The organism is Lebetimonas sp. JS032 (assembly GCF_000523315.1).
In the GTDB taxonomy this organism is placed as follows: domain Bacteria; phylum Campylobacterota; class Campylobacteria; order Campylobacterales; family Nautiliaceae; genus Lebetimonas.
The window spans coordinates 971,471-995,830 of the sequence record NZ_ATHS01000001.1; the positions used below are offsets into that span (position 1 = coordinate 971,471).

A 24,360-nucleotide genomic window follows, 5' to 3' on the forward strand; every position below is an offset into this window, starting at 1 on the left:
AAAGGAGTAAAATGGCAAGAAAACCGAGAGTAAATGACCCTGGATTTTATCATATCGTCAACAGAGGTGTAAACGGGGCGGAAATTTTTAATGAAAAAGAAGATTTTTATAAATTTTTATCACTGATGTTAAAAACAAAATATGATTATGACATTACATTTCATGCTTTTACAATTTTGCCAAATCATTATCATTTGTTAGTGCAAACGCACAAAGCAAATTTAAGCGAAGCCATGAGGCTTTTAAACAGTGCATATGCCGCATGGTATAACTATAAAAGCAACAGAATCGGGCATTTGTGGAAAGGAAGGTTTGACAGTTTTATGCTTTTTAATAAAGAGCATTTTTGGAAGATTGTAAAATATATAGAAAGAAATGCTTTTGTATTGGGACTTGTGGATGACATAACAAAATGGGAGTATCAGTCTTTGTATTTAAGAGAGCATAAAACAAAATTCAATGAAATTATTGAGGGAAGTAAAATATTAACAAAACCTGTTGACGAATATATAAAATGGCTAAATAAACCTCTCGAAAAATTTGAACTTGAGGAAATTTATAATGAGCCTAAAATTGTTAAAACAGAAGACGGCAGCCTCAAAGTAATCAGAAAAAAAATAGGTGATTTTTTTAATGAATATAAAGATAAAGCAAAAGCCGTAAGAGAAGCCAAAAAAGCAGGATACAAATATACAGAAATTGCAAGATATTTAGGTGTTAATAATGCATATATTCAAAAAATTTTAAAAAATAAAGAGGGTTAATCCTCTTAAAGTTTTGAAGCTACGAAATCAGCTAATTCTAAAAGTCTTCCAGAATATCCAAATTCATTATCATACCAAGCAAATACTTTTACTTTATTACCGTCAACTACCATTGTTGAAAGTCCGTCAATAATGCTTGAATGAGGATTATTGATAATATCAGTTGAAACCACTTCATCATAAGTGATTTCTAAAATTCCTTTTAAGTATGAATTCATAGCTTCTTCAAAAGCTTTATTTACTCCTTCTTTTGTTACGTTTTTTTTAAGTGTTGCAGAAATATCTGTAATTGCAACATCAGGAGTTGGAACTCTAAGAGCTAATGCATTCATTTTGCCTTGTAGTTCTGGAATAACTTTTGTTGTAGCAATAGCCGCTCCTGTTGTTGTAGGGATTATATTTGCAGCAGCAGCACGTCCACGTCTATGTTTTCCTGGATTTTTTCTGTCAACTATAGCCTGAGATGAAGTATATGAATGAACAGTTGTAACAAGTGCACTTTCAATTCCGAAACTGTCATTAAGTACTTTGATTGCCGGTGCGAGTGAGTTTGTTGTGCAGCTTGCATTTGAAATTACGTCATGTTTGGCCGGGTCGAACCAGTCCTGATTTACACCAAGAACTACTGTAAGTTCAGCATCTTTACTCGGGGCTGATATAAGCACCTTTTTTGCTCCGGCCTTTAAATGTCTTGCAGCATCGTCCCTTTTTGTAAAATGGCCTGTACATTCTAAAACAATATCAATTCCAAGCTCTTTCCATGGAAGTTTTTCGGGGTCTCTTCCTGTAACTAATTTAATTTCTGCATCCCCAACTTTTAATGTATCTTCAGTATAGCTGATATCAGCCGGAAATTTACCATGTACTGAATCATACTTTAGCATATATGCCAAATCTTCCGCTGTTCCGCTTCCCCCGTTTGCCGCAACTATTTCAATATTTTCAGGTTTATTGATGACATAATGCCACAATACCATTTTTCCGATTCTTCCAAGTCCATTTATTGCTACTTTTAATGCCATAATTCATCCTTTTTTTTATTAATTATATCATATTTAAAAAATCTTTTAAGATTTTTGAATGGTCAAATACTAATTTTTCAAAAGGAATTTCTTCAAGTTTAAAAATTTTACATTCTTTTGCGTCATCCCCGGCTTTGGGCATATCAAATGCCCTGCATATAAAAACCGTACTAGCGGTATGAAGTCTTGGATCTCTATTTGGATTAGAGTAAATTCCAAGAAGTTTTTTTATTTTTATATCTAAAGAAGTTTCTTCTTTCATTTCACGCTTTAGAGCATCTTCTACACTTTCCCCATAGTCTACAAAACCACCGGGGAGAGCATATCCAAAAGGAGGATTTTTTCTTTTAATTAACACAATCCCGCTAAATTCCGGATTAAAAATTTTAATAATCCCGTCAACCGTTAAAAAAGGGGTTGGCCTAACCCAATGTGGAATGTTTAATTTTTTTGCTTCTTCACAAATTCTTAATTTTCCACCGTGTCCGTTTTTCAAACGGCCAGGTGAGCTTAATTCGCTTTGCTCATTTTCGCTCATTTTCCATTCTCCTAAACTTATTTTTTTGGCACTTGGCAATTCACAACTCACAACTCACCACCCCGCCGCTTTTCAAGCGGCCGGCCATGCTCACAACTCACCACTCACCACTCACAACTCACTATATTATAGCCCCGCTTCTTTTAATGCTTCTGCCTGATAATGGGTTATAAGCGGGTCGATTATCTCATCAAAAAGCCCCTCGTTCATAATTTGTTCTAGTTTGTATAATGTAAGTCCTATTCTGTGGTCGGTTATTCTGTTTTGAGGATAGTTGTATGTTCTTATTCTTTCACTCCGATCTCCGCTTCCAACCTGACTTTTCCTGTTTTCTTTAGTTTCGGCCAGTCTTTTTTCTTCATAATATTCGTAAACCCTTGCTTTAAGTATCTGCATGGCTTTATCTTTGTTTCTCTGCTGGCTTCTTTCATCCTGCATAGATACTGTTATTCCTGTGGGGATGTGGGTGATTCTGACGGCACTTTCCGTTTTGTTTACGTGCTGTCCCCCGGCCCCTCCGGCTCTCATGACATCAATTCTCAAATCTTTTTGATCAATTTCCAAATCCACATCGTCAATTTCCGGCATAATGGCAACTGTTACAGCGGAAGTGTGTATTCTCCCCTGAGATTCGGTTTCGGGAATTCTTTGAACCCTGTGGGTTCCGCCTTCATATTTAAGGCGCGAGTAAGCGCCTTCACCTTTTATTAATACAATAACCTCTTTGAAGCCTCCCATGTCGTTTTTGCTTTCACTTACAATTTCTGCCTTCCAGCCTTTATTCTCAGCATACCTGAGGTATGCTTTTAATAAATCTCCCACAAACAGGGCCGCTTCATCCCCTCCGGTTCCTGCTCTTATTTCAAGGAAAATATTTTTATCGTCATTTGGGTCTTTTGGAAGTAAAAGAATTTTTATCTCTTCTTCAAGTTTTGGTAATTTTTCTTCAGCTTCTTTTAACTCTTCTTTTGCAAGTTCCGCCATTTCAGGGTCATCAAGCATTGATTTTGCCTCTTCAATAGTATTTATGGTTTTTTCATATTCTTTTGCTTTTTGGGTAATTTTTTCAAGATGTTTTGCTTCGCGAGAAAGTTTTGTCATTTTTTTGATATCTTTTGTTATTTCGGGCGAGCTTAATTTTTTATTTATTTCATTGTATTTATCAACAAACGGTTTAAGTTTATCAAGTAGCATTTTTATTCCTTAAGAGTTAAAAGTTAAAAGTGAAAAGCGAAAAATAGAATTTCACCTTTCATTTTTAACCTGAAATAAATTAAAATAAAAAAAGAGGGGGAAATTTATGCGCTTGGTTCTATTGATTTTACTAAATGATGGAGTCTGCTTATTTTTCTTTTTGCTGTATTTTTCTTTAAAATACCTTTATTGATATAACCCTGGAATTTTTTGTTTGCAACTTTGAACGCATTAAAAGCTTCCTCATAATTTCCCTCAGCCACTGCGTTTTCTATTTTTTTAGTAATTGTTTTTACTCTTGTTTTAAAATATCTGTTTCTTTCAGTTCTTTTTTTTGTTTGTCTAATTCTTTTTAGAGCTGATTTGTTATTTGCCATTTATATCCTTTTTTGAAGCGTATTTTATAAAAATTTGGTAAAATTTGCAAATTAATTTTTCACTCCACAAAGGAAAAGAATGAAATTATTCGGCACAGACGGGATAAGAGGTAAAGCGGGAGAAAAAATCACACCCTTTTTGGCTACAAAAATAGCAATGGCTTTCGGGGAGACAATAGAGAAAAAAACCGGAAAAATACTGGTCGGCAAAGATACGAGAAGAAGCGGTTATATGATAGAAAACGGAATTGTTTCCGGGCTTACGGCCATAGGATACAACGTTATCCAGATAGGCCCTATGCCGACACCCGCGATTGCTTTTTTAACGGAAGATATGAGATGCGACGGCGGTATAATGATAAGCGCGAGTCATAATCCTTTTTATGATAACGGAATAAAATTTTTTGATGCAACGGGAAATAAACTTGATGAAAAGATAGAAGCAAAAATAGAAGAGCGATATTTTAAAAATGATTTTTCCTTAAAAACAGGAAAAGAAATAGGGAAAAGCAAAAGAATAGACGACGTTATAGGCAGATATATAGTTCATATTAAATCTTCTTTTCCTAAAAATCTTAATTTAAACGGGTTTAGAATAGTAATCGATACGGCAAACGGGGCGGCTTACAAAGTGGCCCCCACTATTTTTGAAGAATTGGGAGCCGATGTAATTACAATAAACAATAATCCCAACGGATTTAACATAAATTCAAATTCGGGAGCCATGCATCCTGAAATTTTGGCGGAAAAAGTAAAAGAATACAGGGCTGATGTGGGTTTTGCACTTGACGGAGACGCCGACAGGCTTGTGGTGGTTGATGAAAAAGGCGAAGTTATCGACGGCGATAAATTACTCGGTGCTTTGGCATACTATTTACATAAAAAAAATAAACTTTCCACCAATAAAACAGTGGTTACCGTTATGAGCAATTCCGCACTTGATAAATTTTTAAATAAATTCGGCATTGAAGTATTAAGAAGCAATGTGGGCGATAAAAACGTATTGGAACTTATGAAAAAAGAAAATATAAATTTTGGAGGAGAACAGTCGGGCCATATAATTTTCAGCGATTATGCCAAAACAGGCGACGGGCTTGTAAGTGCGCTTCAGGTATGTGCATATTTGTTGGAATCGTCTAAAAAAGCGAGTGAGGCGTTTAATCTGTTTGAACTGTTTCCCCAGATTCAGGCAAATATAAATGTGGTGGAAAAAATTCCCCTTCAAAAAATAGACGGGGCAAAAGCACTTTTCGAAGAAATTGAAAAAAACGGATTCAGACATTTAATAAGATATTCCGGAACGGAAAATAAATTAAGACTTTTAATAGAAGGGGAAAACGAAAAAAGAGCAAAAGAGCTTTTAAATAAACTGACGGAATTTTTTAAAAGTAAACTTTCATAAATGGAAAATGGATAATGGAAAATGAGTGTAAATGAGCTAAGCGAATTAAACTCATCTGGCCGTTTGAAAAACGGCCATGATGGAAAATTAAAATTTATTTTTTCTTTTTTAATTATTTTTGTAATAGACCAAGCTATAAAAGTTTTATTTTTAAACGGATTTGAATGGAATAACAGATGTATATCTTTAACACTTGCAATAAATAAAGGCGTTGCTTTTTCTATGTTCAGTTTTTTGGGAAATTATTTAAAATATATTCAGTTAATTTTGATTGTTTTACTGGGATTTTATTTTATAAAAGAAAAAATTATAAATAAACATCCGATACTTAGCGGTATTTTGTTTGGGGCGGCTTTGTCAAATTTGTCTGACAGGTTTATAAGAGGCGGGGTTGTGGATTATGTTTACTGGCACTGCGGATTTAATTTTGCCATTTTTAATTTTGCGGATACAATGATAGATTTAAGTATAATACTGTTTGCTTACTTTTATTTTTTTAAAAAAAATGATAAAATTTCATCCGAGGTCGCATAGCTCAGTTGGTAGAGCACTATCTTGACGTGGTAGGGGTCACAGGTTCGAGCCCTGTTGCGACCACCATTAATTAGTGAGTGGTGAATTGTGAATAGTGAGTTGTAAAAATCTCTATACTACTTACCAATCACAACTCACTACTCACTAAGGATGTAAAATGAAACTTGAAATTCAAAATGTAGGAAATATTGAGATAAAAAATATAGTTTTTGATTTTAACGGAACAATTGCAAAAGACGGAAAAATATATAAAGAAGTGAAAGACAAAATCATAAATCTTGCTGAAAATTTTAATATATATGTTTTAACTTCCGATACCCACGGAAATGCCGCTAAAGAGCTCCAAAATCTGCCGGTTAAACTTACAATATTAAAAACAAACAATCACACAAAAGAAAAAGAGGAATTTGTAAAAAATTTAAAAAACACATTTGCCGTAGGAAACGGAAGTAATGATTCCTTGATGCTTAAAGCTGCAGATATTGGGGTATGTGTAATAAATGAAGAAGGGGCAAGTTCTAAATCGATTATAAATTCTGATGTTATCTGCAAATCCATAATTGATGCTGTAAATTTATTGGAAAAACCAAAAAGAATTATAGCTACTTTAAGAATGTAAAAACATAACCTCTAACTTTTGGAGGAATTTTTTCTTTTCTCATTTTTTCTTTAAATTCTTTTGGCATTGGAGTTTTAATATAAGGTGATATATAGATATATTTTTCATTGTTGTCAACAGCAATTTTTCCCTGAATTACGCAGTTAAAGTTTGTTTTTAATATTTCTTCCCTTTGTTTTGAAGTAAGTAAGACTCCTAATTTTTTAATAATTTTATCTGCTATTCTTATATCAATTTCAGGGTTTGATTTTTCAAAATAGAACAGGTCCTTTTCTCTGTTAACAGGTTTATCAAATAAAAGTTTTTTATCCTTCTCTAAATATTCAAAACTTTTTTTAACCCCTTCTCTAAATTGTGTAATAAATTCATTAGAAAATCTGTGTCTGATTAAATTTCTTACAAATTTTATGTCGTCATTGCTTTTATCGTAAAAATATTTAACACCTGATTCATTCAAGTATGCTAATATTTCATCACGAGATATATTATAAAAAGGTCTATATATTTTATAAAAATCTCTCTCCTCCGTTTTGTCCATTGCTATTAATTCATTAAGTCCCGCACCTTTGCCAAACTGCATTAAAAACCATTCAAACCTGTCATTTAACTGGTGTGCTAAAATAAGTGTATTATAATTAAATTTTTTCATAATTTCTTCAAAAAATTTATATCTGCACTTTCTTGCCTCTTTTTCGCTGAATTTTTCTAATAAACAGTCTTTAATATAAATTTTTTTATTGTATTTTTGGGCCAGTTCTTTGGCATAATCAACTTCTTCATCACTCTCTTTTCTTGTGTGATAATTTACAATGGCTATATCAAATGGTATATTTCTTTCAAGAAGATAAAAAAACAGAGCCGTAGAATCAACTCCCCCTGAAAATGCCAAAAGATTATTTTGTAATTTTTCCAATTAATTCATCTCCTATAAGTTCTTTAATTTTTACATTGTATAAATTACCAATTTCCAGATTTTCTGTTTCACTTTCATTTATTAAAACATCCCCGTCAACCTCAGGTGCCCACAGCTTTGGTCTTACTGTATAAAAAAGACTATCCTCAGTCAATCCGTCAAAATAGCATTTACAGGTTTTTCCAATATATTTTTTAAGCGAATTTATTGTGGCTTCTTTTACAACTTCTTCTATTTCAAAGAGTCTTTTTTCAATAATTTGTTGAGGTATTTTATCTTTTCTTTTATAAGCGCCCGTATCTTCTTCGTCTGAATATGCAAACACATTTACCCTGTCAAACTCATATTCTTCTAAAAACTGTTTAAGTTCTTCAAAATCTTCCTCGGTTTCCCCCGGATGTCCCACAATAACAGAAGTTCTTACAAATGAAAATTCTTTTCTCATATCTTCAAGAAGTGATTTTAATTTTTTAACGCTTGATGGTCTTTTCATAATTTTTAGCATTCTCTCACTTATATGCTGGATTGGTAAATCAAAATAATTTTCCACTACGCTTGAATCAAATATCCTTCTAATCAGTTTTTTAGTTGTGGTGGCAGGGTAAAGGTATAAAATTCTAACTGTTATTCCTTCTATTTTATCTATTTCATCAATAAGCCTAATTAGACCATCTTTTATACCAAAATCCCTTAAATATGAACTGCTATCCTGAGATGCAAGTGAAAAATCTTTAAAGCCCTGTGATTTTAGTCTTTTTATTTCATCAACTATTTCCTCAATTGTACGGGATTTTAATTTTCCTTTAAAATTTGGAATTGCGCAGAATGCACATTTTTGATTGCAGCCTTCGCTGAGCTTTATATATGCGTGGTAACTGCTTCCTGTAATAATTCTTTCTTCATTGTGGATTAAATATATATTTGGGCTAAACTGAGACTTTTTATTTTCAATCAATTCATCAATTCTGTTGAAATCCCCGACGCCACTCCAAATATCAACTTCAGGTATCTCTTTTGGCAGGATCTCTTTGTATCTTTCGCTTAAACATCCTGTAACTGCTAAAATGGCATTTTCTTTTTTAACTTGCGCTAAACTTAAAATTGTTTCAATACTTTCCTCTTTTGCAGCTTCTATAAAGCCGCAGGTATTTACGATAATAACATCCGCTTCATTTGGGTTGTCTGTTAGTTTATAATCTTTAAGACGAGCTAGCATTACTTCTGAATCTATTAAATTTTTTACACACCCTAGAGATGCTAAATACAGTTTTTTCAAAATTCTCCTTTTTTGATTTATTTTATCAAAGTGATATAATTAAATCAATAAAAATTAATAAAAGGTGAAAAGTGGATAAGTTGGGACTATTTGTCGGTTTGATTTTGTCTATTATCGGAATGTATTATATTGATAAAAATATTTTATTATCTTTTGAGCTAAATCAGAGCAAATGGTTTGGAAAATATGTTTTTTTTGCTGCTTTTAATATTTTGGTTTTATGGGTTTTGTGGGTATTTTATAAAAAATTCAGAGGTATTTTAAAAATTTTAATGCCTCTTTTATTTGGAATAATAATTTTGTTTATAGGGGTTAAGCTTGCGTAAATTGATTGTTTTATTCGGTTTGTTTTTTAGTTTTTTATATGCAATATCTCAACCAGTAATAGATTTAAGAATGGATGAATGTAAATGGGATAATAATCCAAATACATATGAAATAAACAATAGTGGTAATTCAGGGAATACATATAATGCCACAGCTTTAAATGGCGCAAATACAACTGAAGGAAAAATTTGCAGAGGCGGTGATATAAATTCAACTTCAACAGAAGATAAAGCAGTTTTATTAAAAAATAATTATAAACTGCCTAAAAAATACACACTTAATGTATGGATTAAATTTCCTTTGAATACGCAGGGGCATAAAGATTTTGAAGTATGTACAAATTATTTTTTTGGGATTTGTTTAGAATATAATATAGTAAATTATTTCAATATTGCAGACAGGGTTGGAAGTAAATATGATTTTATCTATTTTACTGAAGAAAAAAGCTGGTTTTCAGATTCGTGGACTTTAAATGTAGATGATGATAATGGCGGGGACAGTATAAATTTCAATCCTCAAAATCTTAATGGATGGCATATGCTGACTTTTAAAATAACTAACAAAAATACGAAGTTTTATTTGGATGGGAAATATTATGATAAATTTAATACTCATCCTAATACAGGATATTTAGGGCTTATATTTAACAGTGATTATGGAAGCAATACAGACAATGAGCCAAACGGTCAGTCAATCGGAACTGATGTGGATGAATTTGAAATATACAATACCACATTAAGAAAAAGAAATATTAGAATTATTTATAATAATGAAAAGAGTGGAAAAAATTATGATGGAAGTGAAAGAATATGCCCTTCCTGCGGAGGCACTCAGGAAATAAACGGAACTTTTAATGCAGTTGATTATGTTTCAGGGCAGTGTAATGCTTTGAATGACTGGGATGACAATATAACCACAAAAATTGTAAATAAAGATTTTAATTTAACAGTTTTGGCAAAAGATAAAGATTTAAATGTTCCACTTGAGGCAAATATTACAAAAGTTGATTTTTATGAATATAATTCAAACGACTGTAGTGGAAATTATAATATAGAAAATATTTGTACTAACTGTGGCCAAACTTCTCCTACCGGCTGTCTGGGTATTTCTGATGTTAAAGTAAATAAAGCTGTAAAATGTATAAAGGTCCATATAGAAGGAAATGTTACCAATCCGCTAAATCCGATACAGGAAAGTAATGCAACCGATAATTTTGCCGTGAGACCTGAAAGTTTTGAAATAACAAATATTCCTTCAAATATTAAAGCCGGGGATGAGTTTAATTTAACCCTAAAAGCTTTAGATGTTAACGGTAATCCTTCAAAAGATTATAATGAAAGCGTAAATATTAATGGAGCTAGTCCCGATTTGGAATACAATATTTCAAAAAATAATTGTGATAACGGAAATTTAGAATTAGTTAGTGGTGGTAGTTTTAAGGATGGAATTGCAACAGTTATATTAAAATATAGCGAAGTTGGGGATGTTAATTTGACGCTTAAAGAAGTAAATGGCAGTGAATTTTCAATTGCTGATAATGATGACACTTCTGATAATGATAGGCTAATAGTGCCTGCAGAAGCTAAAATTTCAGTTTCTCCTGATCATTTTGACATTAATGCAAGTATTCAAAATTATGATAAAAATTTTACCTATTTGGATAATGATTTAAATTTATATTCAATTTTGGATATTAATATTACTGCAAAAAATAAAGACAATAAAACCACAACGAATTATAATAAAGACTGTTATGCTAAAGATATTGATATAAATATTTCAAAAAACTTAGCTCCTATACCTAATTTGGATAAAATAAAATATTATTATATTGATGCAAAAGATAATAAATCAAATATTTTTTCTCAGGATATTAATAAAACTGTCCAAATACATTATAAAGATACTAATTTTACAACCGATAATAACGGTTCTACTAAAATAAGTTTGTTTATTAATTTTGACAGAAACAGTTCAAATGCTGTAAATCCATTTGATATGAACATTAGTGAAATTAATTTAACTGACAAACAGGCAAACGGAAATACTCAAAATATAGGAAAAGTACTTTATTATTACGGAAATTTAGTACTTTTTGACGAAAAAGTCACAAGCGATGAATTTGATACAAGAAAAGATTATTTTATAGTTTATGACAATAATGAAAGTGATGATAAACTACCTTCAAATAATGAAATACTGCCTGATTGGTATGTAAACAGTTATCATAATACCATTGATGGAAATATAAGCAACAGTGATATTGTTGTATCAAGCGATTATAACGCTTCTAATCAAATAAACGGTGTTGAGGTAAGTGTGAATTCTATTCAAAATGGAAAAATCACTTTTCATATTAAAAGAACGAATTCATCAGTTAACTTTGCGGTTGTGCATTTGCTTGAACCTAATTTAAAATGGCTCTGGTATTCAAGATATGGAAATGATTACAACATTTCACCTAACTCTACCTGTTTAAATCATTTTTGTTTTAGTATAACTTGGGAAAACGGAGAAAAAGGGGTTATTAAAAGCGGAGAAACAAAAGGAACAGAATCAAATACTACAAAAGTAAATGAAACAAAAAGAGGTGTTAAAATTTTTAGATAAAAATATTATCAATAAGCCTTGTTTCTCCAACTTTTGCAGCAATTAAAATTATTGTGTTTCCAGGAATAATTTCTTTTATATAGTTAAAATCCCTGTCTACAAAAGCAATATACTGAAGCTCGTCTATATCCAAAATTTTCAGCATTTCTTCTTTTATTTTGTCTGTGTCTTTAATAGTAGCTGATAATTTTGCGGCTCTTTTTAGCGATTTTGAAATACTAAGAGCCCTTTTTCTCTCATCTTCGCTTAAATAGATATTTCTGCTTGAAAGTGCCAGTCCGTCTTTTTCCCTGGCTGTGTCACATTCCACTATTTCAATATCAAAAAAGAAGTTTTTTACCATCTGTTTTATTAAATATAGCTGTTGGGCGTCTTTTTTGCCAAAATATGCTTTTGTTGGGCGGATAATATTAAAGAGTTTATTTACCACCTGCAAAACACCGTCAAAATGTCCTGGTCTATTGAAACCTTCGAGTATATATCCTTTTACTTTCGGGGCTTTTATTAAAACCTCATCTTCACTGTACATATTCTCAGGTGTCGGGGTAAAGACAGCGTCAACCACCGCGCGTCTACATATTTCAAAATCAGCTTCAAGCCTTCTTGGATATTTGTTAAAATCTTCCCCCGGTAAAAACTGGGTTGGATTTACAAAAATTGAAACTATTACAAAATCATTTTCTTGTTTTGCTTTTTTTATAAGGCTTAAATGCCCTTCATGCAAAGCGCCCATTGTTGGTACAAAACCGATATTGCCTTTTAAGCTTTTTGTGTATTCAATGGCCTCTTCGGGTGAGCTTAAAATTTTCATAACCAGCCTTTTTTGGTAGAATTATATAAAAAAAACAAGGAATTAGATGGACGCATTCGAATATTCTGAATTAAGTAAAGAACTCGAAAATAAACTTAATAACATAAAAGCTATTTTAAAACCGGATGAAATAAAAAAAAGACTCTCTGAAATTGAACAAATGGAAAACGAGCCTGAATTTTGGAATGATCCTAAAAAAAGCGCAAAAATTCAAAAAGAAAAAAATATTTTATTAAAAAAACTGAATAAATATCTTGAAGTTGAAAAAGAACTTATGGATAACAACGATATGTATGAGCTGGCCAGTGCCGAAGAAGATGAAGAGACACTGGGAGAAGTTTTTAATGAAGCGCAAAAATTAAAAGATAAAATAAGAGAACTTGAAATTGAAGTAATGCTAAGTGATGAAAATGATTCAAAAAATGCAATTATCACAATTCATCCGGGTGCCGGGGGGACTGAAAGCCATGACTGGGCGAGTATGCTTTATCGTATGTATTTAAGGTTTGCCGAAAGAAAAGGCTGGAAGGTAAAAGTGCTTGATTATCAGGCCGGAGATGAGGCCGGGATAAAAGATGCTACAATTTTGATAGAGGGTGACAATGCCTACGGATATTTAAAAACAGAAAACGGAATTCACAGACTCGTAAGGGTTTCCCCGTTTGACAGCGGCGGCAGGCGACATACTTCATTTGCTTCCGTTCAGGTTTCCCCTGAAATAGACGATGATATTGATATAGAAATTGATCCGAAAGATATCAGACTTGATGTGTTCAGGGCAAGCGGAGCCGGGGGACAGCATGTAAATAAAACGGAAAGCGCAGTCAGAATTACACATATCCCCACAGGTATAGTAGTGTCCTGCCAGCAGGACAGAAGTCAGCATAAAAATAAAGAAATGGCGTTTAAAATGTTAAAGTCAAAACTTTATGAATTTGAAGCTGAAAAAAGAAGAGCCGAAGAAGAAGGAAAACCGAAAGATGAAATGGGGTGGGGCCATCAGATAAGAAGTTATGTGCTGTTTCCTTATCAGCAGGTAAAAGATGTTAGAAGTAATAAGGCATATTCAAAAGTTGACGATATACTTGACGGGGATTTGCAGGAAATTATAGAAGATGTATTAATTAGTGAAAAGGAAAAAAGCTGAAAAAAGCGTTAACTTTAATAGAACTTATTTTTACCATGGTAATAATTGCTTTTACATTTACTGTAATTCCAAAAATAATTCAAATTTCAAACAAATCTCTTATGTTTTCAAAAAAAGAGGATGCGATATTTAATATGATGAGTAAAGCTATGGATATTTCATTAAAAGAATATGATGAAAAAAATACAAAATATGATGATATATTATTAACAGGAAATCAAAATATTTTAGAATGTAATACAACTACTAATTACAGAATAGGCGGATTTGTCGGAAGCAGAAACTGTATAAACCACATTGAAGAGAGTGCTATAGGAGCTGATTCAAATGAGCCCCCTTATGATGATGTGGATGATTATAACGGTTTTCATGAAACATTAAGTTATGGTCATACAACTTATGATATAAATGTAACTGTTGGTTATACAGATGAATGGAATAAAAACAATTATAACGGAACTTCACTGGATTTTCATTTTACAAATACAAGTAATAATAAGAAAACTAATATAAAAAGAATAGAAATTAAAGTTTCTCAAAATGGTAAAGAAATTTCTTCTGTTAAATATTATTCTGCAAATATCGGGCATATAAAAATCGGAAGTGTGCAATGGTAAAAAGAGCTTTTACTTTAATTGAAATGATTTTTGTAATTGTTATTTTGGCTTTTATTGCTATCGGCAGTTTTAATTTAATTTCAAAACTTTATAAAAGAAACTACATAGCAAAAACTGAAAGCGATTTTGAATATTTTTCCCAGCAGCTCGCTGATCAGCTGTCAATTTTTTTATATAACAGAATTCCTTTGAGTGTAATTGGTTATAACGGAAATGATTTTAAATATATTGGTGAGATTGGTGAAAATGAAAATTATCCTGTAATGGAATGGATTGGAGAGCTTAACGATGCAAAAACCGGTAGAAATTTAAGCGGTTTTGCGGATTTATATGCCAGCAGCAAGCCAAATCTTAAAGCACTTGATTTTAATTCTTCTTTTGTTAATGATGTTTTGCATAACAAATACAATACTTCAAATAATTTAGATAGTTTAACAGCGGTGATTTTTGCAGGGACATTTGATGAGGGGGGCCAGGAAGTTTTAACTGATTATAAAAATGCATTTGGATGGCATAATCATAATCATAACTATGTTTTTACAATATCAAATTATACCCAAAATGGAAATAACTGTTTTTTAAGTTTAAATGATACAGACGGCAAAAGAATATATGCCAAATTTTATCTGGCCGACAGTGCCTATGCACTGGCGCTTGGAAAAGATATAAACAAAAATGCCACGTGTATAGCCAATCTTCATATTCCGGATAATGAATTGGATAATACTCTTTTTTTATTTTACAATTACAGACCATGGAAGGGTGATACTTTTTGTGCGGATAATAATGGAAATCCGGAAGGAAACGTTACAGTATTGGCTCAAAATGTAAAAGGATTTAAATTTAAAAAAGTAAATTCACATCTTGAAATGTTTTTTACATTTTTTAAAAGCAGGGGTGATATTAATATCTCCGTTTCCAAACAAAAGGTAGTATTTTGAGAAAAGGTATAGGACTTATTTGGGCGATTATAATATTGCTTTTAATAGCTACATTAATGACTGCTGTTACAAAAATAGCATTTTTCAGTGTTAAACATACAAGCGATACTTATATGATTCAAAGGGCCCAGCTTTTTATGCAAAGTGCAATTGAAAATGCGATTTTAGCAATTGAGGGATATGATAGAAGCGGTGGAAATTGCCTTAAAACAATTCATTTTACAGATGAAGATGGCAGATTTAAAGCCAATATTACGATTTTGAGATATTATATTTATAAAAAATGCCCAAATAACTGTAATATATGTGTTCCTATAAAAACAGGTTTTTCAAACGGATATGTGTTAATGGATGTAAAAGTAGTGAGCTTAAACAGTGCAAAAAATGACAATAAAAAAATAGTGCTTGAAAAAGTAACACTTCAAAGGCCGTGAATGAGAGCATTTAGTTTGATAGAACTTATTTTTGTTTTGGTTATTATGGGAATACTTTCATTTGTGGGAATGCAGTTTATTCCAAATGAAACGCCTTTAAGTGATTCTGAAATTTTAAAAAAACTTATTTTAACTAAAAAAACAAATGCCCTCGGGTATAAAATTTTCGGTGAAAACAATGAAACGTGTATAAAATTAACAAAAAACGATATTAACAGTGAAGAAAATGCTTCAAGAGTCAAATACCGCTTTAAATCGGATATTCAAGTCAGCGGGTTAAGCGGCGATTTACTCTGTTTTGATTATATGGGAAGGCCTTATGACGGAGGGGTGGATGAAAAGCTTACACATTTGCTTAAAAATTTTGTTACAATAACATTAAATTATAAAAATAAAGAGAAAAATTTAACACTCTATCCTGTAAGCGGATATGTAAGGTAATTAATGGAAAATGTCTATTTTTTAACTAAAGATTATATGTATGAATATGTTGACGGAAGAGTTGTAAAAAAAGAACTTAAAAAAGAAAAAGGTATTTATACTTCAATAATTTATTTTAAAGATATTTTTAATAATACATTTAAACTCCCTGCGGATTTAAATAAAGACGAATTGGTTATAGAAGCTGAAAAAACGGTTTTTAACGAAGCCACGCTTGATTTGAGTAAAGAATATAAAATTAATTATAAATTTCAAAAATTTGATGATTATTATTTGGTGGATGCTTTTATAGCTGAGGCTGACAGGTTAAAAGAAGAATTTTCCGATATTATTAAAAAATTTAAATATATCGATTTTGTCGGGGCCGCCCCTTTTGTTTTCGAAGAATATTATAATATTGCAAATATAATTCCCAAAAACGATATATTTATATTTTTTACTCCAAAAGACGCATTTTTGGTGGGATTTAAAGATAAAAAATTTGTTTTTGTCAAAAGTCTGGATAAATTTTCCAAATTGGCTGCAATTACAAATCTTAAAGAAGACGCCCTTATCACTCTTTTAAAAGAAAAAGGCTTAAATAAAACATCTTATGAAAATGATGAATTTTTTAATAAAATAGAAAGTTTTTTTTCACAGTTTTTTATGAAAGTGAATAATTTGATTAATTATTCCAAAAATTTTTACCATATGGATGAAATTAACAGGATATTTTTTTATTCAGATATAAAAATAAACGCTTTAATTGAAACGTATGAAAATTTTTGGCATTTAAGCGGTATTGAATTTAAAAAATTTGAAATTGAGAGCGAATATGACCCGTTTGAATATTGTGCAACTGTATATAATGCTAAAAATTATAATAATGAAGAAGTCAATTTCAGTATTTTTTTAAGACCTCCGAAATTTTATAAAACAAAAAGCGGTAAATTTGTGGTATTTTCTTTTATTATTTTAATGTTTTTATTAATTGACGGAATATACAAATATTATTTGATAAACAATCAACAAAAACAGATTTCAAGATTGCAAAATTTTTTTCAAAAAAAAGAAAAAGAAATAAAACTGGTTAAACTTTACATAAAAAAATATAAAGAAAAAATTAACAAAGAAAAAGAAAATACTGCAAATATTGACACCCAAACAGAAGACATTTCATCAAAAATAGATTATTTATATGGTTTAAAAGTTAAAAAACCCCTTTTCAATGAAATAGCCGATGCAGTTGATTTTGCGGTTAAACATAATTTACAAATTATAAAATTTGAAAAAAACAAAAATAAAATAAACTTAATGATAAAAAGCAATATTGACAATTCAGATTTAATTGCAAAATTTGTAAAAAAACTTATAGATTTGGGATATAAAAATGTTTTCTCCAATAAAATTACCAATAAAAAAAACAGATATATCACTGTAATAAAGTATAATGATGAATAGATTGGAAGAATTTTTACAAAATCTTGATAAAAAAAATTTATTATTACTTTATTTATCTGTATTTATAATCGGAATTATTATTTATTACAATTTTAATTATAATGTTTTAAGTTCAAAAATTGATGAAAACAGCCGATTGATTGGTGATTTGGAAAATAAAGCAAATGTTTCATTAAAAAAATACAATACAAAACTGGCAAAACTGAAAAAAGAATATAGAAATTTAAAAATAAAAGAATATTCAAAGCTTCAGGATCTGGATTATTTAAATAAAAAAATTGATTTAAGTATTTTGAATATAAATGATAAAAATTTCTACTCCCTGCTTGAAAATATTTTGTATAAAAGTTCGGTTTTAAATTTAAACCCTAATTTCTATATTAGTAAAAACAATAATAATTTTAAAATTTACAATATAGAAATAAACGGGACTTTAGGGTATTGCAATGAAAGAAATTTATTCAATCTTATTAAATTTTTGGAATCCCAAAAATATGTAAACAGTGTAGAGAGTTGTTATATTGATGAAAACAGATCAAATTTTTACATAAAATATAATGTCTGGGGACTTAAATGAAAAAATTTTTATTTTTATTAGCAGGGATTTTTTTATATGCGGGTATTAGCAATGCTTTAATGGAAATAGTAAAAATAGAAAATTTTAAACCTCGTTTTAAAAAAATATTTTTACCAGCATGTACTTTAAAAGGAAAAAAAACTGTATTAAACAATACTGTTAGTAATTTGAATTTAAAACTGGAAGCGATTTTTAATAAAAAAGCTCTTATTAACCATAAATGGGTGAGGGCTGGAAACAGTGTAAAAGGTTATAAAATAATAAAAGTGTTTCCAAAAAAAGTGATTTTGAAAAAAAACAACAAATATGTTGTTTTAAAATTTGAAAGTAATATTTTAAAGGTTAAAAAATGAAAAAAATATTTCTGTTTTTAATTATTGCAATAACTCTTTTTGCCACAGATTGTAATAAAAAACTCTTTACCCTGCATCTAAAAAGCCCTGTAAAATTCAGTAACATTATTTCAGACATATCAAGCGAATGTAATTTAAATGTGGTAATTATTGATAAAAAAGCAAAGGATATTTTAAATACCGATATAAATTATATAAATATTGACAATGTCTCATTAAAGGATTTTTTAAACACCCTTTTTGATGTTAAAAATCTTTTTTATAAAATAGAAAACAATAATATATATATATCTTATTATAAAACAAAGACATTTAAGCTCGATTTTGTACCAAATTCCATAACCGGTGTTTCAAATATGGATACAACCGACAATACGGTAAAAACCGATTACAGTTTTGATTTCTGGCAGAACCTCAGAAATAATTTGATAAATATTCTTTCAAATATAAACGGGGATTATAAAAAACCTGTAATAGATAAAAATGCAGGGCTGATAACAGTAACTGCGAATAAACCGCAAATGGATCAAATAAAAAAATATCTCAATGATTTAAGTGACAGGCTTCATAAAGAAGTGTTAATTGATGTTAAAATTTACAGTGTGGAACTCTCAAAATCACATCAGACTGGTATAGACTGGTCAAAACTCAATATTGCAATGGATGCTTCGAATATTCCTCTCAGGGCGGCATATATTGGAGGCAGTGAATCTGTTTTCAATTCGGCAACGTTTAATATAAGCGGATTTTTAAATTTTTTAGCTCAAAACGGAAATGTAAATTCAATATCCAATCCTAAAATAGTAACACTTAATAATCAAAAAGCGTTAATCAGAGTAGGGGATACGATTTATTATAAATATGCAAATGAAATTACCACAAATTCAAACGGAAATCCCACAGCATCATATGAAATTAATTCAACGTTTGTTGGGGTGGTTCTTGATATAACCCCCCAAATTAGCGATAACGGGAATATAATTTTAAGTATAAGTCCCAGAATAAGCGCTTTTAAAAATCCAGGTCAGCTCAAAGATACAAAAAGAGATATGCCGCCTGATACAAAAGATAATTCGTTAATTAGCGTTGTCAGGATGAAAAATAACCAAACACTTGTTTTAGGAGGTCTTATTACGGACGATTCCAATGTAAATGTAAACGGAGTTCCTGTTTTAAAAGAAATCCCTTTGGTTAAATATCTTTTTTCTTCAAAAGACGAAATAACTTCAAGAAAAGAGCTTGTATTTGTTATAACCCCGCATATTATCGATTTAAATACCAAAAAAACGCTTAAAGATTACGGTTTTAAGAAACTTCCGAGTTTAGAGGATTTGGATGTTAAGTGATTTAATAAATGAATTTGAGGATAAAATAAATTTGAAAGATTATTTTTCTTATGTAAATTTTGAAATAATTAAAGAATCACTGCTTTCTTCAAAATCAAATATTATTTTTCTTTTGGGAGAACCGGGAAGCGGAAAAAGTTTTTTACTGAATTATCTTTTTAATAATTTTAACAGTTATATTTTAATAAAAGAACCCTTCGAAAGTAAAGAAGAATTTTTTAGGATTGCGGGAGAAATAAATAATAAAAAAATATTAATAGACGAAGCCCAGCTTTTGGACATTAAAATACTTGAATTTTTAAGAATATTAAGCGACAGGGGAAATCAGGTTGTTTTTGCGATGCACAAAATTGAAGGGGAAAAAATTGCAAAACTTCCACAGTTTTTTTCAAGATACAATGAGAAAATTTATTTAAAACCGTTGAATTTTGAAGACTTTCAAAAATATGTGACAGCAAAATTTCTAAAATATAACAAACCGGAATTAATAAATAAAAAAATACTTAAAAAAATTTATAACCTTTCCGGAGGTAATTTCAGGCTCTGCAAAAAAATAGTGTTTACCTCTTTGTTTCTTTTAAATTATTCTTTGAAAAATTCGTTGAAATACAGGAAAATAGATAACTGTATTTTAACAATGAGTGCTATAAAACTGGGATTAAAATGACTTTTTACGAATTGGAAAAAGAGTGTAAAAAAAGAAAAAGAAACTCGTTTTTGTTATTGATGTTCTTAATTTTTTTAATGTTAAGTATCGGTTTGAGCGCTTATTATTTTTCATTTAAAAAAGATAAAAAGATAAAAAAAACAGAAAATAAAAAAATTAAAAAAGTTCAAAAGACAAAAAAAATTAAAAAAATAAAAAAAACAGAAATTTTAAAACCGATAATAGATTTAAATATATCTGTTGATGAAGCTAAAAAAAAGATTAAAAAGGAAGTTAATAATACAAAAATTATTAAATCCAAAAAAGAATTATTAAATATTTCAACCCTGCCTTCTTTTGAAACATGTATAACACTGGCTAAAAATTATTATAAAAACGGTGATTATGAAAATGCTTTAAAATGGGCAAAAAATGCCAATTTGCAAAATAAAAATAAACCTGAAAGCTGGATTATCGTGGCCAAAAGTCTTTATAAATTAAATCAAAAACAAAAAGCGATTAAAATTTTAAAAATTTATTATGATTATACTAAAAATAAAGATATTTTAAATCTTATAGAAAGGATGAAAAATGGGGAAACTTTTTAGTGTTTTTATTTTATTGACAGTTTTTTTAAATGCTTCAATAATTGATGAATATAAAAATAAAAATTATAATAAAGTATGCAGTTATAAAAATATAACGAAATATAAAAAAAATGAAAAAATTCTTTCTATTATCGGTGATTCCTGTGTTAAAACAAATAATTTATATATGCTTCCGTATACAATAAATTATTTAATACACACGTCAGTCGGAAGAAAAAACGCAATCTATTTTTTGGTTATATTTAACGAAAAAAAACTTCTTTATTCATTTTTGTTTGATAATTTTAATATAAACAGTTTTGATTTTCCAAAAACCGATCATGTTTTATCTGTAGTGTTTAATGCTGTTAAAAATAAACAATATAAAAAAATAGGAGATATTTATTTAATTAAAAATAAAAATCTAACGATAAAAATGTATAAAGAAAATGATAAAATGATAATAGAAGAATATAATCAAAAAGAATTATTAAAAAGGTATTGGTTCAGATGATTAGAAAAAATGTAAGACTTGGGGATTTATTAATACAAAATAAAATAATTAACGAAGAAGAATTAAACAAAGCTCTCGAAAAACAAAAAGAATTAAAAAAAGAGGGGATTTATAAAAAACTCGGCGAAATATTAATTGAACTCGGTTTTGCAACGGAAAAAGAGATACTTGAAACACTTTCTCGTCAGCTCGGATATCCTTTTGTAGATTTGTTTGGTGAAAAAATAGATTATGATTTGATGAGCTCATTTCCAATTGCTTTGCTCGAAAGACATAAGATTCTGCCTTTTAGAAAAGATAACGAATATATTTATGTTGCCACTTCAGACCCGCTTGATTATGAAGCGGTGGAAACGGTTGAAAAATTTTCTCCAAAACCTCTTCAAATATATATATCTTTAAGCAAAGATATAAATGCCATATTTGAGAGATTAAAAGTTACCCTTTCAACCAATGAATCGATTAAAAAGGTAAAAATTGAACTTCAAAAAGGAGGCGGGAAAAATATAGCCGCAATAGATGAGCTTTTGGATGTAATAATTCAAAATGCGATAAAACAGCGTTCAACCGATATTCATATAGAACCGAGCAGATACAATTTTTCGGTAAGAAGCAGAATAGACGGGGTTTTAAGAGAGCTTTTTTCTTTCGATAAAGATATATATTTTCCTTTGATTTCCAAAATTAAATTACTCTCAAATATGGATATCAGTGAAAAAAGAAGACCCCAGGACGGAAGATTTACAAAAAATTATAATAACCATATTTATGATTTCAGGGTTTCCACCACACCGACACTGCACGGTGAAAGCGTGGTTTTAAGAGTTCTTGACCAGCAAAAAATACTCCTTAGGCTAACAGAACTTGGAATGAGCGAATATAATTTAAAAAGATTTGAAAAACTTATCCATACCCCTTATGGAATAGTGTTTGTAACAGGTCCTACAGGAAGCGGTAAAACAACCACTTTATATGCTGCGTTAAATGAATTAAAAGGTGTTGATAAAAAAATTATTACAGTGGAAGACCCTGTAGAATATGAAATTCCTCTGATTCAACAAATTCCCGTAAATTATAAAATAGGTGTAACATTTGCCGTGGCTTTAAGAAGTATTTTAAGGCAGGACCCTGATATTATAATGATAGGTGAAGTCAGGGATACTGAAACACTCACAGCTTCCATTCAGGCGGCACTTACGGGACATTTGGTACTCGCCACACTTCATACAAACGATGCACCAAGTGCAATTACAAGAATGGTTCAGATGGGGGCGGAGAATTATCTGGTGGCCGACGCTTTAATCGGAGTGGTTGCCCAAAGACTTGTAAGAAAAATTTGTCCTTATTGCAAAGAAGTTTTTCATCCAAGCAAGCAGGAACTGGAATTAATAAAACCGTATTTAAAAGAAAATATTACCTTTTACAAAGGCAAAGGATGTAAGGAATGTAATTTTACAGGATATTTGGGACGTGAAATGATAAGCGAAGTATTAATTATTAATGACAAACTGGCCCATTTGATAGCGAACAGCAAAGACAAGGTTGAAATTCTCGAAATCGCAAAAGAACTTGGGTTTGTAAGTATGATAGATGACGGTATAAATAAAGTAAAAGCCGGTATTACTACATTAGAAGAAATCTTGAGGGTTGTAAAAGTAGATGTTGTTTAAAATTAATTATATTAGTAAAGGAAAATTAAATTCAAAAATCATTAAGGCAAAAAATGTAAAAGAAGCTATTTTTTTATTAAAAAAAAGAGATAACAGAGCTATTGTAAAAAATATTGAAGAAATAGAAAAAGCTTCGGTTATAGATGAACTTTTAACAAAACTTGATTTAGCAAAAATAGATTTGGAAGAATATATAAGCGTTATTGATCAATTATATGTAATGCTTGATGCCGGACTTGGTATAGATACAGTAATAGATAATATAAAAGAAAATATAAAAAATAAAAAATTAAAAAAAATTTTTTATGCTATTTCTAACGATATTAGAGCAGGGCTTTCACTTAGCGAAAGTGTTAAAAAATTTGAAAAAGATTTGGGTACATTAAGTACAGCAATGGTTTCTTTGGGTGAAGAAACAGGAGATTTGGCAAGGGCGATGCATGATCTCTCTCAAATTTTAAGTGAAATTTTGGAAAATAGAAAAAGGCTTAAAAAAGCAACCCGTTATCCTGTTTTTATTATATTTGCAATGATGATTGCATTTGTAGTGGTGATTTTATTTGTAATTCCTCCATTTAAATCCCTTTTTGCCTCTCTTCATACCGAATTGCCGCTTCCTACAAGGTTTTTATTGTGGATAGAATATGCTTTTGAACAATATGGACTTTATGTATTAGCAGGTGCTATAATAATTTTTGGAATATTAACATATATTTATAATACCAGTGAAAAAGCAAGACTTAAAATGGATAAGTTTATGCTGAAAATCTATATAGTTGGGCCTGTTATTAAGCTTGCCATGATTGGAAGGTTTATTTTTGTAATGCAAAGACTTATTGATGCGGGGATTCCTATAATTAATGCGGTGGAAATTGCTTTAAATATTGTTGATAACAGATTTATCTACAAAAGACTGATACTGATTAAAAATTCCATTCAGATGGGTGGGACTGTAAAACAGGGATTTGTTGAGAGCGGACTGTTTGAAAATATGATAATTCAAATGATAGCGGCGGGGGAAGAATCGGGCTCGCTTGTACTTATGCTTCAAAAAGCAAGCAATTATTATCTGAATAAATACAGGTATATTGTTGATAATATAGCAGCACTGATTGAGCCTGTTTTAATAGCTGCAATAGCGGGATTTGTATTTACACTGGCACTTGGAATATTTTTGCCGATGTGGAACCTTACAGAGGCAATGCAATAGGAGAAGATATGGGGATAGAGACGGGAAGTATAATAACGGCAATTATCAGT

General features: G+C 30.2%; 27 protein-coding genes and 1 tRNA gene. 21 read left to right on the forward strand and 7 right to left on the reverse strand.

The features are described from left to right. The first annotated feature begins 11 nt into the window (after window positions 1-11). Entirely contained in the window at window positions 12-764 is a 753-nt protein-coding gene (locus DZ65_RS0105455) for a transposase (protein ID WP_024790881.1), read from the forward strand. A 5-nt stretch (window positions 765-769) separates the two neighbouring features. Here DZ65_RS0105455 and gap read toward each other — a convergent pair whose 3' ends face one another. The 4 genes from gap to rpsT form a co-directional block, all read right to left on the reverse strand. Next, window positions 770-1,786: a type I glyceraldehyde-3-phosphate dehydrogenase gene (gap, locus tag DZ65_RS0105460; RefSeq protein ID WP_024787651.1), complete on the reverse strand. Its 1,017-nt coding sequence runs from the start codon at window positions 1,784-1,786 to the stop codon at window positions 770-772. Between the two features lie 22 nt (window positions 1,787-1,808). Next, window positions 1,809-2,225 carry an NUDIX hydrolase gene (locus tag DZ65_RS09975; protein ID WP_035907413.1) on the reverse strand — a complete coding sequence of 139 codons (417 nt, stop codon included), beginning with the start codon at window positions 2,223-2,225 and terminating at the stop codon, window positions 1,809-1,811. Window positions 2,226-2,450: 225 nt separating this feature from the next. Beyond that, window positions 2,451-3,518, reverse strand: coding sequence for a peptide chain release factor 1 (prfA, locus tag DZ65_RS0105470; RefSeq protein ID WP_024787653.1), 1,068 nt, complete (start codon window positions 3,516-3,518; stop codon window positions 2,451-2,453). A gap of 104 nt (window positions 3,519-3,622) precedes the next feature. Further along, window positions 3,623-3,895: a 30S ribosomal protein S20 gene (gene rpsT / locus DZ65_RS0105475; RefSeq protein ID WP_024787654.1), complete on the reverse strand. Its 273-nt coding sequence runs from the start codon at window positions 3,893-3,895 to the stop codon at window positions 3,623-3,625. 79 nt (window positions 3,896-3,974) lie between these two features. Between rpsT and glmM the strand changes: the two genes are divergently transcribed. The 4 genes from glmM to DZ65_RS0105495 all read left to right on the forward strand — a co-directional run bounded on the left by glmM (window position 3,975) and on the right by DZ65_RS0105495 (window position 6,450). Further along, entirely contained in the window at window positions 3,975-5,297 is a 1,323-nt protein-coding gene (gene glmM, locus DZ65_RS0105480; RefSeq protein ID WP_024787655.1) for a phosphoglucosamine mutase, read from the forward strand. Between the two features lie 21 nt (window positions 5,298-5,318). Beyond that, window positions 5,319-5,831 carry a signal peptidase II gene (lspA, locus tag DZ65_RS10380; RefSeq protein WP_024790882.1) on the forward strand — a complete coding sequence of 171 codons (513 nt, stop codon included), beginning with the start codon at window positions 5,319-5,321 and terminating at the stop codon, window positions 5,829-5,831. Continuing rightward, window positions 5,822-5,897: transfer RNA gene (locus DZ65_RS0105490), tRNA-Val, on the forward strand. The genes lspA and DZ65_RS0105490 overlap by 10 nt, the downstream gene beginning before the upstream one ends. A gap of 91 nt (window positions 5,898-5,988) precedes the next feature. After that, window positions 5,989-6,450 carry an HAD family hydrolase gene (locus tag DZ65_RS0105495; RefSeq protein ID WP_024787657.1) on the forward strand — a complete coding sequence of 154 codons (462 nt, stop codon included), beginning with the start codon at window positions 5,989-5,991 and terminating at the stop codon, window positions 6,448-6,450. Here DZ65_RS0105495 and tilS read toward each other — a convergent pair. Together tilS and rimO are read right to left on the reverse strand one after the other, a co-directional pair. Beyond that, on the reverse strand, window positions 6,434-7,363 hold the full coding sequence (gene tilS, locus DZ65_RS0105500) for a tRNA lysidine(34) synthetase TilS (RefSeq protein ID WP_024787658.1): 930 nt from the start codon (window positions 7,361-7,363) through the stop codon (window positions 6,434-6,436). The genes DZ65_RS0105495 and tilS overlap by 17 nt on opposite strands. Then, on the reverse strand, window positions 7,344-8,639 hold the full coding sequence (gene rimO / locus DZ65_RS0105505; protein ID WP_024787659.1) for a 30S ribosomal protein S12 methylthiotransferase RimO: 1,296 nt from the start codon (window positions 8,637-8,639) through the stop codon (window positions 7,344-7,346). Before rimO ends, tilS begins: the two co-directional genes overlap by 20 nt. A 71-nt stretch (window positions 8,640-8,710) precedes the next feature. Between rimO and DZ65_RS0105510 the strand changes: the two genes are divergently transcribed. Both DZ65_RS0105510 and DZ65_RS0105515 read left to right on the forward strand, forming a co-directional pair. Then, the gene (locus tag DZ65_RS0105510; protein WP_024787660.1) at window positions 8,711-8,965 is read left to right on the forward strand and encodes a hypothetical protein; all 255 of its coding nucleotides are present in this window, start codon (window positions 8,711-8,713) and stop codon (window positions 8,963-8,965) included. Continuing rightward, window positions 8,958-11,576, forward strand: coding sequence for a hypothetical protein (locus DZ65_RS0105515; RefSeq protein ID WP_024790883.1), 2,619 nt, complete (start codon window positions 8,958-8,960; stop codon window positions 11,574-11,576). The genes DZ65_RS0105510 and DZ65_RS0105515 overlap by 8 nt, the downstream gene beginning before the upstream one ends. Here DZ65_RS0105515 and panC read toward each other — a convergent pair. Continuing rightward, a complete protein-coding gene (gene panC / locus DZ65_RS0105520) occupies window positions 11,569-12,387 on the reverse strand; it encodes a pantoate--beta-alanine ligase (RefSeq protein WP_024787662.1) in 819 nt (272 codons plus the stop codon). The two genes, DZ65_RS0105515 and panC, sit on opposite strands and share 8 nt — an antisense overlap. Before the next feature lie 46 nt (window positions 12,388-12,433). Here panC and prfB point away from each other — a divergent pair, with 46 nt between their 5' ends. From prfB to DZ65_RS0105590, 14 genes are read left to right on the forward strand one after another with little or no spacing between them, the layout of a single operon-like run. After that, entirely contained in the window at window positions 12,434-13,534 is a 1,101-nt protein-coding gene (prfB, locus tag DZ65_RS0105525; RefSeq protein ID WP_024790884.1) for a peptide chain release factor 2, read from the forward strand. 35 nt (window positions 13,535-13,569) lie between these two features. Then, window positions 13,570-14,151, forward strand: a complete 582-nt coding sequence (locus DZ65_RS0105530; protein ID WP_024787664.1) for a hypothetical protein — start codon at window positions 13,570-13,572, stop codon at window positions 14,149-14,151. After that, entirely contained in the window at window positions 14,145-15,092 is a 948-nt protein-coding gene (locus tag DZ65_RS0105535) for a type II secretion system protein (RefSeq protein ID WP_024787665.1), read from the forward strand. Before DZ65_RS0105530 ends, DZ65_RS0105535 begins: the two co-directional genes overlap by 7 nt. Continuing rightward, on the forward strand, window positions 15,089-15,526 hold the full coding sequence (locus DZ65_RS0105540; RefSeq protein ID WP_024787666.1) for a hypothetical protein: 438 nt from the start codon (window positions 15,089-15,091) through the stop codon (window positions 15,524-15,526). Before DZ65_RS0105535 ends, DZ65_RS0105540 begins: the two co-directional genes overlap by 4 nt. Next, window positions 15,527-15,967 carry a type II secretion system protein gene (locus tag DZ65_RS0105545; protein ID WP_024787667.1) on the forward strand — a complete coding sequence of 147 codons (441 nt, stop codon included), beginning with the start codon at window positions 15,527-15,529 and terminating at the stop codon, window positions 15,965-15,967. Window positions 15,968-15,970: 3 nt separating this feature from the next. Further along, window positions 15,971-17,407 (forward strand): hypothetical protein, encoded by a 1,437-nt coding sequence (locus tag DZ65_RS0105550; RefSeq protein ID WP_024789816.1) that lies wholly within the window; start codon window positions 15,971-15,973, stop codon window positions 17,405-17,407. Next, window positions 17,400-17,984: a hypothetical protein gene (locus DZ65_RS0105555; protein ID WP_024787669.1), complete on the forward strand. Its 585-nt coding sequence runs from the start codon at window positions 17,400-17,402 to the stop codon at window positions 17,982-17,984. Before DZ65_RS0105550 ends, DZ65_RS0105555 begins: the two co-directional genes overlap by 8 nt. Continuing rightward, entirely contained in the window at window positions 17,981-18,337 is a 357-nt protein-coding gene (locus DZ65_RS0105560; RefSeq protein WP_024787670.1) for a hypothetical protein, read from the forward strand. The genes DZ65_RS0105555 and DZ65_RS0105560 overlap by 4 nt, the downstream gene beginning before the upstream one ends. Next, complete coding sequence (locus DZ65_RS0105565) at window positions 18,334-19,683, forward strand: type II secretion system protein GspD (RefSeq protein WP_024787671.1); 1,350 nt, start codon at window positions 18,334-18,336, stop codon at window positions 19,681-19,683. Before DZ65_RS0105560 ends, DZ65_RS0105565 begins: the two co-directional genes overlap by 4 nt. After that, window positions 19,673-20,350, forward strand: coding sequence for an ATP-binding protein (locus DZ65_RS0105570; protein WP_024787672.1), 678 nt, complete (start codon window positions 19,673-19,675; stop codon window positions 20,348-20,350). Before DZ65_RS0105565 ends, DZ65_RS0105570 begins: the two co-directional genes overlap by 11 nt. Further along, window positions 20,347-20,937: a CDC27 family protein gene (locus DZ65_RS0105575; RefSeq protein WP_024790886.1), complete on the forward strand. Its 591-nt coding sequence runs from the start codon at window positions 20,347-20,349 to the stop codon at window positions 20,935-20,937. Before DZ65_RS0105570 ends, DZ65_RS0105575 begins: the two co-directional genes overlap by 4 nt. After that, window positions 20,921-21,430, forward strand: coding sequence for a hypothetical protein (locus DZ65_RS0105580; RefSeq protein WP_024787673.1), 510 nt, complete (start codon window positions 20,921-20,923; stop codon window positions 21,428-21,430). The genes DZ65_RS0105575 and DZ65_RS0105580 overlap by 17 nt, the downstream gene beginning before the upstream one ends. Then, a complete protein-coding gene (locus DZ65_RS0105585; RefSeq protein ID WP_024787674.1) occupies window positions 21,427-23,100 on the forward strand; it encodes a GspE/PulE family protein in 1,674 nt (557 codons plus the stop codon). Before DZ65_RS0105580 ends, DZ65_RS0105585 begins: the two co-directional genes overlap by 4 nt. After that, entirely contained in the window at window positions 23,090-24,310 is a 1,221-nt protein-coding gene (locus DZ65_RS0105590; RefSeq protein WP_035907168.1) for a type II secretion system F family protein, read from the forward strand. The genes DZ65_RS0105585 and DZ65_RS0105590 overlap by 11 nt, the downstream gene beginning before the upstream one ends. Window positions 24,311-24,360 lie beyond the last annotated feature (50 nt).